General features: G+C 72.6%; 13 protein-coding genes. 7 read left to right on the forward strand and 6 right to left on the reverse strand.

The window, feature by feature from the left end; translation table 11 throughout:
- Nucleotides 1-11: 11 nt before the first annotated feature.
- On the reverse strand, nt 12-3,410 hold the full coding sequence (locus tag ACFPM7_RS02030; RefSeq protein ID WP_378243107.1) for an indolepyruvate ferredoxin oxidoreductase family protein: 3,399 nt from the start codon (nt 3,408-3,410) through the stop codon (nt 12-14).
- A 137-nt stretch (nt 3,411-3,547) separates the two neighbouring features.
- Here ACFPM7_RS02030 and ACFPM7_RS02035 point away from each other — a divergent pair, with 137 nt between their 5' ends.
- The 7 genes from ACFPM7_RS02035 (at nt 3,548) to ACFPM7_RS02065 (ending at nt 13,343) form a co-directional block, all read left to right on the forward strand.
- A complete protein-coding gene (locus ACFPM7_RS02035; protein ID WP_378243109.1) occupies nt 3,548-4,033 on the forward strand; it encodes an Lrp/AsnC family transcriptional regulator in 486 nt (161 codons plus the stop codon).
- Nucleotides 4,034-4,087: 54 nt separating this feature from the next.
- Nucleotides 4,088-4,615, forward strand: a complete 528-nt coding sequence (locus ACFPM7_RS02040; protein WP_378243111.1) for an NUDIX hydrolase — start codon at nt 4,088-4,090, stop codon at nt 4,613-4,615.
- Nucleotides 4,616-4,724: 109 nt separating this feature from the next.
- Nucleotides 4,725-5,309 (forward strand): hypothetical protein, encoded by a 585-nt coding sequence (locus tag ACFPM7_RS02045; RefSeq protein ID WP_378243113.1) that lies wholly within the window; start codon nt 4,725-4,727, stop codon nt 5,307-5,309.
- Between the two features lie 2 nt (nt 5,310-5,311).
- Nucleotides 5,312-7,315 (forward strand): SPFH domain-containing protein, encoded by a 2,004-nt coding sequence (locus ACFPM7_RS02050; RefSeq protein WP_378243115.1) that lies wholly within the window; start codon nt 5,312-5,314, stop codon nt 7,313-7,315.
- Nucleotides 7,312-12,195, forward strand: a complete 4,884-nt coding sequence (locus ACFPM7_RS02055; protein WP_378243117.1) for a DNA repair ATPase — start codon at nt 7,312-7,314, stop codon at nt 12,193-12,195. Before ACFPM7_RS02050 ends, ACFPM7_RS02055 begins: the two co-directional genes overlap by 4 nt.
- A gap of 29 nt (nt 12,196-12,224) precedes the next feature.
- Complete coding sequence (locus ACFPM7_RS02060) at nt 12,225-12,779, forward strand: DUF4291 domain-containing protein (protein WP_378243119.1); 555 nt, start codon at nt 12,225-12,227, stop codon at nt 12,777-12,779.
- A gap of 99 nt (nt 12,780-12,878) precedes the next feature.
- A complete protein-coding gene (locus tag ACFPM7_RS02065; protein WP_378243122.1) occupies nt 12,879-13,343 on the forward strand; it encodes a hypothetical protein in 465 nt (154 codons plus the stop codon).
- Between the two features lie 44 nt (nt 13,344-13,387).
- Here the strand turns inward: ACFPM7_RS02065 and ACFPM7_RS02070 are convergent, their stop codons facing one another.
- The 5 genes from ACFPM7_RS02070 to ACFPM7_RS02090 all read right to left on the reverse strand — a co-directional run bounded on the left by ACFPM7_RS02070 (nt 13,388) and on the right by ACFPM7_RS02090 (nt 16,658).
- Nucleotides 13,388-14,734: a sensor histidine kinase gene (locus tag ACFPM7_RS02070; protein WP_378243124.1), complete on the reverse strand. Its 1,347-nt coding sequence runs from the start codon at nt 14,732-14,734 to the stop codon at nt 13,388-13,390.
- Complete coding sequence (locus ACFPM7_RS02075; RefSeq protein WP_378243815.1) at nt 14,731-15,414, reverse strand: response regulator transcription factor; 684 nt, start codon at nt 15,412-15,414, stop codon at nt 14,731-14,733. The genes ACFPM7_RS02070 and ACFPM7_RS02075 overlap by 4 nt, the downstream gene beginning before the upstream one ends.
- A 28-nt stretch (nt 15,415-15,442) precedes the next feature.
- A complete protein-coding gene (locus tag ACFPM7_RS02080; protein WP_378243126.1) occupies nt 15,443-15,613 on the reverse strand; it encodes a hypothetical protein in 171 nt (56 codons plus the stop codon).
- Complete coding sequence (locus ACFPM7_RS02085) at nt 15,610-15,987, reverse strand: hypothetical protein (RefSeq protein ID WP_378243128.1); 378 nt, start codon at nt 15,985-15,987, stop codon at nt 15,610-15,612. Before ACFPM7_RS02085 ends, ACFPM7_RS02080 begins: the two co-directional genes overlap by 4 nt.
- Nucleotides 15,988-16,076: 89 nt before the next feature.
- The gene (locus ACFPM7_RS02090; RefSeq protein WP_378243130.1) at nt 16,077-16,658 is read right to left on the reverse strand and encodes a DUF5134 domain-containing protein; all 582 of its coding nucleotides are present in this window, start codon (nt 16,656-16,658) and stop codon (nt 16,077-16,079) included.
- Nucleotides 16,659-16,684 lie beyond the last annotated feature (26 nt).

The raw sequence follows: 16,684 nt of genomic DNA on the forward strand, positions 1-16,684 counted from the left end.
GCCCCGCCATCCTATCGGGCGGCTGTGGTCGGCTGGGGTGCGGCGTCCAGGGAGGAGAGGTGGGCCGCTGTGGCGGCTCGGTAGCGGGTGATGGCCTCTTCCTTGATGTGCTCGTAGCCGCGGATCTCCTCAGGGGCCGCTGCCAGGGTCAGGACCGTCGAGCGGTGGGTGGGCAGGGAGGGGAGGGCGGTGCGGATCATGGTGGTGTACTCGGTGATCAGGGCGCGTTCGGTCTTGCGGAGGGCGGCGTGGCCGAAGGGGTCGTACCACTTGCCGCGGAGGGGGCGCAGGGCGCGCAGGAGGCGGAAGGCGGGGACGGCGGTGCGGCGGAGGGTGATCTTGCGGCGGAGGCCCATGGCGCGCAGCATCGGCGGGTGCAGGGCGTAGGCGACCTTGGTGCCGGGGCCGAAGGTTTCCTCGACGCCGGTGGGGGCGAGGTGGAGGCGGGCTACCTCGTACTCGTCCTTGTAGGCCATCAGCTTGTGCAGGCTGCGGGCCACCGCGGCGGCCACCTCGACGTCCACCGCGGCCACTTCGCGGACGAATGACAGGTATTGCTGTGCGTAGGCCAGGTTCTGGTAGCCGACCAGGTCCGGCACCCTGACCTTCAGGAGGTCGAGCAGCGGGCCGCTGAAGTCGTCCAGGGGCAAGGGCTGCTCGACAGCCTTCACCTCGACCTGCGGGCCTGCCAGCCAGCCGGGGTCGGCGACGGCGGCGCGGCCCGCGCGGAAGGCCGTGATCGACATCTCGACGCCGGTGCCGTTGAGGCGGATGGCCTCCTCGATGGCTTCGGCGGTCATCGGGAGCAGGCCGTTCTGGTACGCCGCGCCGACGATCAGGAAGTTGGCGGCCACCGTTGAGCCGAAGAGGCGCTCGGCCAGGTCGAGGGCGTCGAAGGCGTGCAGGGACGCCGTGCGCGAGGACAGCGTCGACAGGAGCTGGTCGCGGCCGGGGTAGGTCGCGGCGGTGTCGACGATCATGCGGCCGGTGGGGACCTCGGAGGTCGACACCACCGCGCGGGTGCGCGTCGCCGAGCAGCGGCCGATGTTGGCCGGGGCGGTGGCGCCGAGGGCGTCGAAGACCAGGTAGCCCGACGCGCCCGCGGACGGGACGAGGCCGGGGTGGCCGGTGGGCTTCTCCGTCACCCGCAGGTGGGAGACGACGGCGCCCGCCTTCTGGGACAGGCCGGTCTGGTCCAGGGCGCGGGCGTCCATGCCGCTGAGCAGCGCCGCGGTCGCCAGCACCTGGTTGACCGTCACCACCCCCGTGCCGCCGATGCCGACCATCACCAGCTCGGCCGAGCTGGGCAGCACCGGGTCGGCCACCGGCGGGACCGACGCCAGCGAGCGGCGGACCGGCTTGCCCGGGGTCACCGTCATGAACGACGGGCAGTCGCCCAGCAGGCAGGAGTAGTCCTTGTTGCAGGAGGTCTGGTCGATCTGGGTCTTGCGGCCGAACTCGGTGTCGACCGGCTCGACGCTGAGGCAGTTGGACTTGCGGCCGCAGTCGCCGCAGCCCTCGCAGACCGCCTCGTTGATGTAGACGCGGGTGACCGGGTCCGGCGCCTTGCCGCGCTTGCGCTTGCGGCGCTTCTCCGCGGCGCACTCCTGGTCGTAGAGCACGACCGTCACGCCCTCGACCTCGCGCAGTTCGCGCTGCACGTCATCGAGCTTGTCGCGGTGCTCCACGCGCACGCCCGGGGCCCAGCGGATGCCGCGCGGGTACTTGCCGGGCTCGTCGGTCACCACGACGGTGCGCGCGACGCCCTCGGCGTGCAGCAGCCGGGTGACGGCGGCCGGGTCGATCGATCCGTCGGCGTGCTGGCCGCCGGTCATCGCCACGGCGGCGTTGTAGAGCAGCTTGAAGGTGATATTGGTGCCCGCCGCGACGGCCTGGCGGACGGCGAGGCTGCCGGAGTGGAAGAACGTGCCGTCGCCGAGGTTCTGGAAGAAGTGCGGGGTGGCGGTGAACGGCGCGGCGCCGACGAAGCTGACGCCCTCGCCGCCCATCTGGGTGAACCCGACGCTGCGGTCCATGAACGTGGTCATCGCGTGGCAGCCGATGCCCGCGCCCGCCAGCGAGCCGTCGGGCAGCTCGGTGGAGCGGTTGTGCGGGCAGCCCGAGCAGAAGAACGGCGTGCGGCTGACCGGGGTCAGCGACAGCGCGGGCGGGCGGGGCCGCTCGGGCATGCGCACCGCGTCGCCGAGGCGGGTGGCCAGGAACCTGCCCAGGGTGGTGATGAGGCGGTCGGCCTCCAGCGCGCCGTGGACGGGGATCAGCGCGGCACCCCCAGGGCCGCGCTTGCCGTACACCGCGGGGCGGGTGGGCCGGTCGAAGAGGGCTTCCTTGATCAGCGTCTCGACGAACGCGCGCTTGTCCTCCACCACGACGATCTCTTCGAGGCCGTCGGCGAACTCGAAGAGCGTCTCGCGGTCGATCGGGTGCACCATGCCCAGGCACAGCAGCCGAACGCCGTGGCGCTCCAGCTCCGGCGCGGTCAGGCCGACGCGGTCGAGGGCATCGCGCAGGGAGGCGTAGTTGTGGCCCGCGGCGACGATGCCGATGCGCGCGCCCTCGGCGGCACCGCTGACCTGGTTGAGGCCGTTGGCCCTGGCGAACGCCTCGGCCGCGGCCAGGCGGCCCTCCAGCACCTCGTGCTCCAGGGCGATCGCCTCGGGGATGCCGACGCCGGGCTTGTGCGTCGGCTGCCAGGCGCGGCCGTTCCAGCGGAACTCCGGGACCACGACCGAGGGCCGGTCGCCGAGGTCGACCACCTCGTAGGCGTCGCCGATGTTGGTCACCACGGTGAACCCGACCCAGCTGCCGCAGAAGCGCGAGAGCTCGAAGCCGTAGCGGCCCAGGCGGATCACGTCGGCGACGTCGACGGGGGAGAGCACCGGCAGCAGCGACTCGGCCAGCGCCATGGTCGAGTTCGACGGCAGCGAGGATGACTTGCACGCCGGGTCGTCCCCGGCGACGACGAGCACGCCACCGCGCGGGGTGGTGCCCATCCAGGTGCCGTGCTTGAACGCGTCCACCGACCGGTCGACGCCGGGCGCCTTGCCGTACCAGAGGCCGAAAACGCCCTCGAACTGCGGATCTGGCAGCTGCGGGGCGAGCTGCGAGCCGTAGACGACGGTCGCGCCGAGTTCCTCGTTGACGCCCGGGATGAACTTCACGCGGTGCTCGTCCAGCAGCGTCGCGTTGCGCTCCAGGACCAGGTCGAGACCGGCCAGCGGCGAGCCGCGGTAGCCAGAGACCAGCCCGGCGGTCTTCCACCCGCGCTCGGCGTCGGCCCTGGCCTGCTCGATGAGCAGCCTGCCCAGCGCCTGCACGCCGGTCATGGCGCCGACGCCGTCGGAGCGGCGCAGGACCTCGCCGGGGTGGTAGCCCTCCACGAGCTGCGTCATCGGCCTCACACCTCTCCACGAATGTCGCGCGCTTCTGCACAGGAAAGGTGATGGTCTGCGCAGAATGCAATACTCTCGCGTAGAGGTTGAGCGGATCGCTCAAAAGGATCACGTCGCGTGGGCAGGGGTTGAGCAGGATGGCCGACTGGAGCCGCCTCGACCTGCGGGTGCTGCGCGAGCTGGTCGCGAGCCCGCGGGTGGGCATCACCGAGCTGGCGACGCGGCTGGGGGTCGCGCGCAACACCGCGCACGCGCGGGTGGCCAGGCTGGAGCGGCGCGGGGTGGTCGGGCAGCGCGGGCGGTCGGTGGACTACACGGCGCTGGGGGTGGAGGTGACGGCGTTCGTCACGATCCAGGTCGCGCAGGGGCGGCTGAAGGGGGCTGTGGAGGACCTGGTGGCGCTTCCGTACGTGCTGGAGGCGCACGGGATCGCCGGCGACGGGGATCTGCTGGTGCGGGTGGCGGCGCGGAACACGCGGCACCTGCACGAGGTGATCAACGGGGTGCTGGCGTGCCGGGGGGTGATCCGGAGCACGACGGCGGTGGCGATGACCGAGCAGATCGCGTTCCGGGTGGCGCCGCTGCTGGACGATCTGGAGCGCACCTCGCCTGAGGGGGAGTGATGCCGATGGGTGCCGGCGACGCGTGCGGAGTGGCGAGGGGAGAAGGTCGGCTCGGTGGAGTGGAAGAACCGTGGCGAGGAGTTCGTCTACGAGAATCCGTGGTTCCGGGTGAATCTCGCTGATGTGGAACTGCCCGACGGGCGACGCCTCGACCACTATGTCATCCGGCAGCGGCCGGTGGCGCTGACCGCGGCGGTGAACGAGCGGCGGGAGGTCCTGCTGCTTTGGCGGCACCGGTTCATCACCGGTACCTGGGGCTGGGAGTTGCCCGCAGGAGTCGTGGAGGACGGGGAGTCCGCTGTCGAGGCCGCCGCGCGGGAGTTCGAGGAGGAGACGGGGTGGCGGGCGGGGAGGCTGCGGGAGTTGATGACCGTGGAGCCCGCCAACGGACTGTCGGACTCCCTGCACCACATCTTCTGGGCCGAAGGTGCCGAGCACATCGGTGAGCCCGTGGACGGGTTCGAGTCGACTCGGCGGGAGTGGGTGGCGTTGGGGCGGGTGCCGGGGCTCGTGGCCGGAGGCGAGGTGCGCAGTGCGAACGCGGTGGCGGGGCTGCTTCGGCTGCACCAGGTGTTCGGCTGAGGGCGTTTGGTGGTCGTGACCGGACTGTGAGTGAAGTTTCACCAAACCGGCCACGGCGCGGACTCCGGTCCCGTATCGTCCGGCTCAACACGGGCGGGAAGGGACGCGGATGGGCGAATTCGTCGACACGGCGTTGAGCTTTCCCGTTGTCGTGTTGACCTTCGCCCTCGTCGTGGTGGTCCTGTTCTGGCTGCTCGTCCTGTTCGGAGTGTCCGACATGGACGCGATCGAGCCGGTCGACGCGCTGGGGTTCGGCGGGGTGCCCGCCACGGTCGCGGGTTCGCTCACCATCGCCTTCTCCTGGTTCGCCTCCCTGGTGGTCACCGTCATGCTCGATGGACTGGACCCGACGATCGTCGTGGTCGGCGGGATCGTCGGTCTCGCCATCGCCGTCGTGATCGGGTTGCTGCTCACGCGGCTCATCCTCATCCCGCTGCGGAAGGTGATGCCGGACGCGCCGGTCGCCTCCCGCCACGACTTCGTCGGCCTGGTGTGCGTGGTGCGCACGCAGCGCGTCGACGCGACCTTCGGGCAAGCCGAGGTCACCTCCGCCGACGGGTCGTCGGCCATCGTGCAGGTCCGGCAGGCGGGCGACGACCCGCTCTCGGCCGGGCGCACCGCCGTCATCTACGACTACGACACCGCGGGCGAGTTCTTCTGGATCTCCCCGGTCGACCTCTCCACAAGGGACTGAGCATGGAAGTGATCTCCACCGGGTTCGGCATCCTCGTCGCCGTCATCCTGCTGCTGGCCATCGTCGGTCTCTTCGTGGTGAGCCGCCTGTTCCGCAAGGTCGAGCAGGGCAAGGCGCTGATCGTCTCCAAGATCCGCCGGGTCGATGTGACCTTCACCGGCGCGGTCGTGCTGCCCGTGCTGCACAAGGCCGAGCTGATGGACATCTCGGTCAAGACCATCGAGATCCACCGCGCCGGCCACGAGGGCCTGATCTGCCGCGACAACATCCGCGCCGACATCCGGATCACGTTCTTCGTGCGGGTCAACAAGACCACCGAGGACGTCATCAAGGTCGCCCAGGCCATCGGCACCCAGCGGGCCAGCGACGAGACCACGCTGCAGGCGCTGTTCAACGCCAAGTTCTCCGAGGCGCTCAAGACCGTCGGCAAGCACCTGGACTTCGTCGACCTCTACACCAAGCGCGACGAGTTCCGCGACCAGATCATCCGCGTCATCGGCACCGACCTCAACGGCTACAGCCTGGAGGACGCGGCGATCGACTACCTGGAGCAGACGCCGATGTCCTCGCTGGACCCGGCGAACATCCTCGACGCCCAGGGCATCCGCAAGATCACCGAGCTGACGGCGATCGAGCACGTGCGCACCAACGAGTACCAGCGCAACGAGGAGAAGGAGATCACCCGCCAGAACGTCGACGCGCGGGAGGCCATCCTCGAACTGGAGCGCCGCCAGGCCGACGCCGAGACCAAGCAGAAGCGCGAGATCGAGACGATGCGCGCCCGCGAGGAGGCCGAGACCGCCAAGGTGCAGGCCGAGGAGCGGCTCAAGTCCCACACCGCGCACATCCGCACCGAAGAGGCGCTCGGCATCCAGAGCGAGAACCAGAAGCGCGAGATCGCCGTCGCGGAGAAGAACCGCGAGCGGGTCATCGCCATCGAGAGCGAGCGCATCGAGAAGGACCGACTGCTGGAGGTCATCTCCCGCGAGCGCGAGACGTCGCTGTCGCGCATCGCCGCCGACAAAGAGGTCGAGGTCGAGAAGCGGGCCGTGGCCGAGGTCGTGCGCGAGCGCATCGCCGTGGACAAGACCGTCGCCGAGCAGGAGGAGACGATCAAGCGGCTGCGCGCGGTCGAGGAGGCCGAGCGCAAGCGCCAGGCGATCATCATCCAGGCCGAGGCCGAAGCCCAGGAGAACCTGGTCAAGGACATCAAGGCCGCCGAGGCCGCCGAGGCCGCGGCCAAGCACCGCGCCAAGGAGGAGCTGGTGCTCGCCGAGGCCCGCCAGCAGGCCGCCGAGCTGGACGCCCGCGCCAAGATCCGCCTCGCCGAGGGCGAGCAGGCCACCGCCGCCGCCGAGGGACTGGCCAAGGTGCAGGTCCGCGAGCGCGACGCCGCCGCCATCGAGAAGGTCGGCCGCGCCGAGGCGGTCGTGGCCAGGGAGAAGGCGCTGGTCGAGGCCGAGGCGATCAAGGAGAAGCTCAAGGGCGAGGCCGAGGGCCTCACCGAGAAGGCCGGGGCCATGGCCGCCATGGACGAGGTCACCCGCAGCCACGAGGAGTACCGCCTGCGGCTGGAGGCCGACAAGGAGGTCCGCCTGCGCGGCATCGACGTGCACCGCCAGGTCGCCGAGGCGCAGGCCATGGTGCTGGCCGCGGGCCTGGAGAAGGCCGACATCGACATCGTCGGCGGCGACACCATGTTCTTCGACCGGCTCGTCGGCGCGGTCGGCATGGGCAAGGCCGTCGACGGGTTCATGGACCACTCCGACACCGCCAAGACCCTGGCCGGGCCGTGGCTCAACGGCCAGGCCAGCTTCACCGAGGACATCAAGGGCATTCTGGGCAGCTTCTCCAGCGACGACCTGAAGAACCTGTCGGTCTCGGCGCTGCTGCTCCAGATGATCAACTCCGGTGGCGGCGACGCGGGCAAGCTGCGCGAGCTGCTCGGCCACGCCCAGCGGCTCGGCGTGGCCGACGCGCCCGTGGCGGCCCTGGCGTCGCGGTGACGGCGTCCCAGACGACCCAGGCACCCCAGGCCCCAGCCCTGGACGCGGGGACCTACGAGGTCCTGCGGGCCCGGCTCGGCGAGCAGTCCGCCGAGCTGGCCCGCCGGGCCGAGGCGCTCAACGCCGCGCGCCTGGAGGTCTTCGGCGGCGCGGAGATGCGGCTGGTCGGCACCGACCGCATCCGCACCGAGCACAACTGCGTGCCGCGCGACATCGTGCAGGTCGGCGGGCTGATCCTGTTCGGCTACAACGTCTTCATCGGCCTCAAGCCGGAGACGGCGGTGGCCGACGTGTTCGGCCTGTACCGCTTCGCCCGCGACGGCGAGGCGTTCCGCTTCGAGCAGGCCGAGTCCGCCGAGCTGCCCGGCCTGCTCGCCGACGCCGGGTTCGCCCGCGACTTCGGCGAGATGTACCGCTACTACCGGGAGACGCGGCTGCTGCAGCTGCGCCGCCTGGACGCCAAGGTGCTCGCGGTGTTCCAGACCGGCCCGCGCACCGAGGACGCCAAGGTGCTGCGCTGGACGCTGGAGCCGCTGGCGTATGAGGACAACCGCGGCGAGCGCGACCACGTCTTCCCGCCAGCGCACGACTTCGAGTGGGTCGAGACGACCCGCGACGACCACGTGCTGGGCCGCTTCCCGCACATCTCGATCCTGGACCAGGTCTTCATCGAGACCATGGGCGGCGACCTCACGGTCAAGGTCGAGGACAACACCGAGACCGGCGAGGGGATCTACTCCGAGCCGGTCGCCGAGAAGCTGCAGAGCCTGGCCGACGCCGACGTGCACTACGCGCGGGTCGGCTCACTCATCCTGATCAGGGTCCGCCCCTACAACGAGACCGACTGGCGGCACCTGGTCTTCAACACCCACACCAAGTCGGTGGTGCGCCTCGACGGCATCGGGCAGGCCTGCCAGCGGCTGCCCGAGGACCAGGGGATCATCTTCCCCGGCGGCTACTACCTGGCCACCGGCGTGCACAAGACGTTCGACACCGACGTCGCCGACCTGGAGTACGAGCGCGTCATCCGCTCGCCCAACGGCGAGGACGTGCTCTACGCCTTCCACGCCCGCGCCGACGGGCGCAGCCTGCTGCTGCCCTACAACGTCATCCGCAAAGAGGTCGCCGCGCCGCTGGTCTGCCACGGCTGGTCGCTGTTCGACGACGGCACCCTGGTCGCCTTCCGCGCCACGTCGGAGGAGCCCACCCGGGTGCACCCGATGCAGGTCTGGCAGACGCCGTACCAGTCCGACACCTACGCCGCGCGCCAGCCGGTCGGTTCGGGCCCGCTGGAGCGCGTGGGCAACCCGGACCTGGTGCGCGGCATCTCCGACGCGCTGTCGGTGGCCCGCATGGTCGCCGAGATGGCGCCGTCGGTGCCGGTCTACGAGGCGCTGATCTCCGCGTGCGCGCGGGTGTTCGACCACTACCACTGGCTCGGCGACGCCGAGCTGGGCGACCTGCGCGAGCCGCTGTCGGCGATGCGCTCGACCGCCGAGCAGGTGCTCGACGAGTTCGAGACCGTGCAGGCGCTCACCACGCAGGCCGCGACCGCGCTCGGCGGGACCAGCGACACGGTGGCCTCGCTGGTGCGCACCGTGCGCGGCGAGTCGCCCAAGACCGCCGACGCCTGGGTCGGGCAGCTCGCCGAGCTGCGCCGCGCCCAGGGCAAGGTCGTCTCGCTGCGCGACCTGCGCTATGTCGACACCGCCGCCGTCGACGCGCTGGAGCGCACCCTCACCGAGGAGCTGGCCTCGGCGGGCAAGCGGGCCGTGGAGTTCCTGCGCGGCCCCGACGCCTTCACCTCCTACTCCGCCCAGGTCGAGGCGCTGACCGAGAAGGCCGCCGCGCTGCGCACCGTCGCCGAGGCCGAGCCGGTGACCAGGGAGCTGGCCGCCCAGGCCGAAGGCCTGGAGATCGTCACCGAGGTCGTCGGCGCGCTGGAGATCGCCGACGCCACGGTGCGCACGTCGATCCTGGAGCGCGTCGGCGAGGTGCTGGCCGGGGTCAACCGGGCCCGCGCCACGCTGCGCTCGCGCCGCGGCGAGCTGCTGGCGCTGGAGGGCCGCGCCGAGTTCGCCGCGGAGTTCGCGCTGCTCGGGCAGGCCATCACCGGCGCGCTCGCCGTCGCCGACACCCCGGCGCGCTGCGACGAGCAACTGGGCAGGCTGATGCTCCAGGTGGAGAACCTGGAGTCGCGCTTCTCCGATTTCGACGACTTCCTCGCCCAGCTGACCGACAAGCGCACCGACGTCTACGAGGCGTTCTCCGCCCGCAAGCAGGCGCTGATGGACGAGCGCGCCCGCCGCGCCGACCGGCTGGCCGCCTCGGCCGAGCGGGTGCTGGCCTCGGTCCGCCGCCGCGTCGCCACCCTGTCCTCGCTGGACGAGGTGAACACCTACTTCGCAGGCGATGCGATGATCGCCAAGCTGCGCTCGGTCGCCGAGGAGCTGCGCGGTCTGGAAGACCAGGTGCGCGCCGAGGAGCTGGAGGGCAAGGTCAAGGCCGCCCGCCAGGAGGCCGGTCGGTCGCTGCGCGACCGGCAGGACCTCTACGGCGAGGGCGGGGAGACGCTGCGGCTGGGCAAGCACACCTTCGCCGTCAACACCCAGCCGATGGACCTCACCCTGGTCCCGCACGAGGACGGCCTCGCCTTCGCGGTGACCGGCACCGACTACCGCTCCCCGGTGCGCTCGGCCGACTTCGCCGCCACCCGTGAGTTCTGGGACCAGCTGCTGGTCTCGGAGTCGGCCGAGGTCTACCGCGCCGAGCACCTGGCCGCCTCGCTGCTGGCCACCCGTGACCTGGACGAGCTGCGGGCCGCCCTCGCCGAGGACACCCTGCCCGCGCTGGTCCGCGCCGCCGCCGAGTCCCGCTACGACGAGGGCCACGAGCGCGGCGTCCACGACCACGACGCCGCGCTCATCCTCGACGTGCTGCTGCGCCTGCACGCCGGGGCCGGGCTGCTGCGCTACCCGCCCGCCGAGCGCGCCGCCGCCCAGCTGTTCTGGACCTTCGGCGCCGAGGACGACGAGCGGGCGCTGTGGGCGGTGCGCGCGGGCTCGCTGGTGCGGGCGCGCACGGCGTTCGGCAGCGCCCCGGCGCTGGGCGAGCTGGTCGCGGCGCTGGCCGAGCGGATGCGCGGCTTCCTCGGCGGCGGGGCGGACTTCGCGCTGGCCGCGGAGTACCTGGTCGAGGAGCTGGCGGACGGGCCGACGGGGTTCGTCACCAGCGCGGGGGCACGTGCGCTGGTCGAGCGCTTCCACGCCTCGCTGGGCGCGGAGGCCGAGCGCCGCTTCGCCGAGGACCTGCGCGCGCTGCCGGACTTCGCCACCCGCCACCAGCTGGCCGCCGCCTGGTACGAGGCGTACGCGGCCCAGCGGCCGTCGGCCGAGGTGCCCGAGGCGGTCGCCCTCGAACTGTGCGGCGACCTCGTGCCGCGGTACGACTCGTCGGCGGCGCTGTCGGAGCAGGTCAGCGGGCTGCTGGGCACGCACCCGCGCATCGCCGAGCGGGCGATGGCGGTGCGCCTGGACGAGACCCTGGTGCGCACGGGCCGGTTCCGGTCCGAGCGGGTCCCGGCCTACCGGGCCTACCAGAAGGCGCGCACGGAGCTGGTCGAGGGCGAGAAGCGGCGGCTGCGGCTGGAGGAGTACCAGGCGAAGGTGATGAGCGCGTTCGTGCGCAACCGCCTGCTGGACGAGGTCTACCTGCCGCTGATCGGCGACAACCTGGCCAAGCAGCTCGGCGCCACCGGCGCGGGCAAGCGCACCGACCAGATGGGCCTGCTGCTGCTCATCTCCCCGCCCGGCTACGGCAAGACGACGCTGATGGAGTACGTCGCCAACCGGCTCGGGCTGGTGTTCGTCAAGGTCAACGGGCCCGCGCTGGGCCACGGGGTGACCTCGGTCGACCCGGCCGAGGCGCCCAACGCCACCGCGCGGCAAGAGGTCGAGAAGATCAACTTCGCGCTGGAGCTGGGCAGCAACGTGCTGCTCTACCTCGACGACATCCAGCACACCAACCCCGAACTGCTGCAGAAGTTCATCCCGCTGTGCGACGCGCAGCGCCGGATGGAGGGCGTGTGGGACGGCCGCACGCGCACCTACGACCTGCGCGGCAAGCGGTTCGCGGTGTGCATGGCGGGCAACCCCTACACCGAGGCCGGGCAGCGCTTCCGGGTGCCGGACATGCTGGCCAACCGCGCCGACGTGTGGAACCTCGGCGACGTGCTCTCCGGGCGCGAGGAGCTGTTCGCGCTGTCCTACGTCGAGAACTCGCTGACCTCGAACGCGGTGCTGGCCCCGCTGTCCACCCGGGACAGGGCGGACATCGGGCTGTTCGTGCGCATGGCGCGCGGGGACGAGTCGGCGCGCGCCGACCAGCTCGCGCACCCGTACTCCGGGGTCGAGGTCGAGCAGATCGTGTCGGTGCTGCGCAAGATGCTGCGGGTGCAGGAAGTGGTGCTGGCCAACAACAAGGCCTACATCGCCTCGGCCGCCCAGACCGACGACGCGCGCACCGAGCCGCCGTTCGGCCTACAGGGCTCCTACCGCAACATGAACAAGCTCGCCGAGCGCATCGTCCCGGTGATGAACGACGCCGAGCTCGAAGCCGTCATCGACGACCACTACCTCGGCGAGGCGCAGACGCTGGCCGCGGGCGCGGAGTCCAACCTGCTCAAGCTCGCCGAACTGCGCGGACGCCTGAGCCAGGAGCAGGCGGCGCGCTGGGCGCAGGTCAAGGCGGCGTTCCTGCGCACCCAGGCCCTCGGCTCCGGCGACGACGACCCGATCACCCGCGCCGTCGGGGCGGTGGGCCTGCTGGCCGACCGCGTCGGCGCCATCGAGGCAGCCATCACCAAGGCGGCGGGCAAGTAATCGCTTGCCCGGCGGATCACCATGGAGGAATGGAGAAGTACCGGGTGCGCGCCGTGCACGACGAGCGCACCATCACCGTCTACCAGGCCTACCCGCCCGCGATCGCCGACGCCGCCCTCGCGGCGGGCACCTTCGTCCCGCCGTTCAAGCGCGAGCGGATGACCTGGATCAAACCGTCGTTCCTGTGGATGATGTACCGCAGCGGCTACGCGCGGAAGCCTGACCAGGAGCGGGTTCTGGCCGTGCGTATCACCCGCGAGGGCTTCGCCTGGGCGCTGGCCAACTCCTGTGCCAGCACCCCGGGTGAGCTGCCGCAGGAGGAGTGGCGGCGCACGTTGCGCACCACGCCCGTGCGCACGCAGTGGGACCCGGAGCGAGGTCTGCGGCACGAAGCCCTGGCGCACCGGTCGTTGCAGGTCGGACTGTCGGGGGAGGCGGTCGCGCGCTACGTCGACGAGTGGATCGTGGACCTGACCGACGTGACCCCCTTGGCCCACACCATCGGCGCGGCCGTCGCGGCGGGCGACCTCGACACCGCCCGCGCGGCTCTCCCCGCCGAGCACCCCTACCCGCTACCCGAATAGTCGACACCGCAGACCTTTTCGGACACCGCCCGTCGCCTCACCACGGGCCGCTCGCCGATTCCCGCCCGCCTGTCATCCACCGCGTGCACAATGACCGCCGTGACCTACTACCAGCAGGCCCAATGGCACCAGCCGCACCACCCGCCGCGCCCTCCGAGCGCGGGCGCGGCGATCACCACGGCGACGCTGGCCCTGCTGTTGGCGGCCTACACGGCGTGGCCGTCGATCCTGCTGATCGAGCCCCTGGTCGGCAGCTGCGGCGAGACGTGCTTCGCCGGGTTCTACGCGGTGAGCGTCATCGGCTTCCCCCTGGCGGGCCTGCTGCTGCTGACCGGCGCCATCCTCATCTTCGCCCGCACGGTCGCGGGCCCGGTGATGACCGCGCTGGGCTCGACTGTGGTGCTGGCGCTGATGCTGATGTCGCTCATCCTCTCCCACGGCAGCCTCGCCCCGATCACCCTCATCGGCCTGGTCCTGGCCCTGCCCACGGTGATCCTGTCCCTGCTGCCCCCGACCTTCGCCTGGACCCGCAAGCCCGTCCCGGTGCACTACCCGAGGTACTGAGAGGACTTCCCCCTCCTGCTGCGCGGAACGGGTTCACCCGGTGGTCACCGCGGACCGGGCAGGTGCACCTGGAACATGGCGCCGCCCTCGGGGGCGGCGCCTGCGGTGATGGAGCCGCCGAGTCCGGCCACCAAGCCGCCGGCGAGGGCCAGGCCGATGCCGGTCCCGCCCGGTCGCAGGCCCGCGTAGCGCGAGCGCAGCACGTGCGGCTCGAAGGCGACGGCGTAGTCCTCATCGGCCAGGCCCGGGCCGCCGTCGCGGACGCTGAAGGTGACGCCATCGCGCAGCGACACCACGATCGGTTTCCCGGGCGGGGTGGCGCGCAGGGCGTTCTCCAGCAGGCCGTCCAGCACCTGGCGCACCCGGCGCGCGTCGGTGACCAGGTGGACGGGTGCGCCGGGGGCGTCGTAGTGGAAGGGGACTCCGACCTCCGCGCAGCGGGCCGACCACACCTGTGCGGCGTCGGCGAAGGTGGTCGCGAGGTCGACCGGGGTCGCATCGATGCGGAACTCGGCGGTGCCCAGGCGAGCCAGGTCGAGCAGGTCGGTGACCAGGCGGTTGAGGCGGGCGGCCTCGGACTCGATCGTGCGGGCCGCGCGGACGACGTCCTCAGGGGCGGTGACGACGCCGTCGGCCAGGGACTCGGCGAAGCCACGCACCGCGGTCAGCGGCGTGCGCAGCTCGTGGGAGACCGACAGCAGGAAACGGCGCTCGCGCTCCTCGGTCTCGGCCAGCGCGCCTGCCAGCTCGTTGACCGACGCCGCCACCCGCACCACCTCGCGCGGGCCCTCCTCGGGCGCGCGCAGGTCGCGCCTGCCCCGGCCCATCGCCCTGGCGACGTCGGCGGTGCGGATCAGGGGGCGGGCCACCAGCCGGGCCAGCGCGAGCCCGGCGACGCCTGCCAGCAGCAGCCCGATGCCCAGTGCCAGCGCGATGTTGCCGACCAGCGTCCGGCCGATCCCCTTGGCCGTGCCCGCGTCCCCGACCAGGGCTAGCGCGGCGCCGCCGGATCGGCGCACCTCCACCAGCAGGGTCCGCCCGTCCAGCTCGATCGTGGCCCGCGGGCCGCGCGCCGGGTCGGTCAGCCCGGCCTCCAGCGCCGCCCGCTTGGCCAGCGGCCCGCCGCCGACGACGTTGCCGTTGCGGCGCAGCAGCACCGGCTCCACGCCCTGGCGGCGCAGGATCTCCACGGCCCTGCGCAGGCCGAGCGCGCTGTCGTCCCACTGGGCGGCGAGCACGTCGGCCTGGTCGGCGAGGGTCTGGCGGGTGACCTCGCGCGCGGTGTCGGCGACCAGCTTGGCCGAGACCAGCCCGCCGACCAGCGCCACCACCCCGGCCACCAGCAGGCACAGGCCGGTGATCCGCACCGCGATCGGCCGCGGCGCCCTCACGGCCGCTCCACCGCGTAGCCGACGCCGCGCACCGTGCGGATCGGCAGGTGCGCGCCGAGCTTGGCCCGCAGCTGGCCGATGTGGACGTCGACGGTCCTGGTGCCCGCCGCGACGGCGTACCCCCAGACGGCGCTGAGCAGCTGGGCGCGCTCGAACACCTGTCCGGGGCGGCGCATCAGGTGCGCGAGCAGGTCGAACTCCGTGGGCGTCAGCGCGACCTCCTGCTCGCCCGCCCACACGCGGCGGGTCGCGGGCTCCAGGCGCACCCCGCCGACCCGCAGCGCCTCGGCCGGAGCGGGGCCGCCCGCGCGGCGCAGCACCGAGCGCAGCCGGGCCACCAGCTCGCGCGGGCTGAACGGCTTGGTGAGGTAGTCGTCGCCGCCCAGCTCCAGGCCCAGCACCCGGTCGACCTCGTCGTCGCGGGCGGTCACGAACAGCACCGGCGTCCAGTCGTCGGCGGCGCGCAGCGCGCGGCACACCTCGATGCCGTCGAGCACCGGCAGCCCGATGTCGAGCACCACGGCCACCGGCCGCGCCTCGCGCACCGCCGCCAGGGCCTGCCTGCCGTCGACCTCGACGCGCACGCCGTAGCCCTCCCGGCGCAGGTACAGCGTCACGAGGTCGGCGATGGCCCGGTCGTCCTCGACGACCAGCACCAGCCCACGCTCCCCAGCGGTCACCGACGGCACGGGCGACACCGTACCGCCGTCAGCCACCTTCCAGCTCGGCCTCGATCTGGTCCAGTGTGGACTCGATGCCGTCCAGCTCGGCCTCGACCCCGGCGGGCCCGGACTCGGTCCCGGGCGCGCCGGAGTCGCCGGGTCCGCAGGCCGCGCAGGCGAGCACGGCAGCCAGCAGCACCGCCGCCCGCCGGATCACTTCGCCGCGCAGTGCTCGTCGCGGAACTTCGCGACCCGCGCGGTGATCTCCTCCAGCCGCGGCCCGCGGGCGGCGCGCCGCTCGGCCTTCTCGGCCAGCACCTCGGCGGTGGTCTCCCGCCCGGCCGCGCGCTCGGCCTCGGCCCGCTTCTCCAGCCACTTCACCGATCCGCGCACCTCGGGCCCGGCGGTGATCCGCTCGCGTGCCTTGGCGACCCGCCGCTCGATCCGCGGGATGCGCTGCTCGCAGACGCGCTGCACCTGCTCGGGGCTGAGGGTGACGGTGACCGGCTCCTGCGCGAGCGCGGTGGCGGGCGCGGCGACGACGAGCCCGGCCGACACGGCCAGCACGGTGATCAGACGGGTGGTGCGCATAGGGGGTCCCTCCTGCGGTTGGTGATCACCACTCTCGCGGGGCGGGATGAAGCCGGGGACAGGGGAATGTACGGGTTCGGTAAGGGCTTTCAGAGCAGGCCGACGAGCATCGCGGCCATGCCCCCGGTCATCGCCAGCTGCGCGCAGGCGGCGCGGCGGCGGCACAGCAGCAGGTCGGGGCTCGCGGGGCAGGCGAGCGCGCGGACGAGCGGGACCGCACCCGCGGCCAGCAGGGCGATGAGCAGCCAGCCCAGCGCGGGCAGGGCGGCCTCGCCGCTGTGGGCGGGCATCCACGCCGCCGCCGACACCGACGGCGCGTGCGGGACGGCGACGAGCATGTACAGCATCGCCAGCGCGCCCAAGGCGTGGTGCGGGGCTGACCCGTGCCAGCCGATCGGGGGTTCGGGGTGGCGGCGCTCGTGCGCCCAGGTGCCGAGGAACCAGGCGGCCACCAGCACGAACGCCGTCTGCCACGCGGCCATCGGCAGCGGGCCGCCGACCGGGGAGACCATGACCGCCATGCCGGAGCCCATCAGCACGTGGGCGACGTCGACGGCGCGGTGTCGGCCGGTGTAGCGCGGTGCGCGCGCCGCGGCGGCGAGGCGGGCGACGCCGTAGGCGCCGACGGTCAGGAAGACCGCCGCGCCGAGCCATCCCAGCAGCGGGAACACCCCTCGACCGTCGCACCCCGGGAGGA

Source organism: Actinokineospora guangxiensis (assembly GCF_042657845.1).
Lineage (GTDB): Bacteria > Actinomycetota > Actinomycetes > Mycobacteriales > Pseudonocardiaceae > Actinokineospora > Actinokineospora guangxiensis.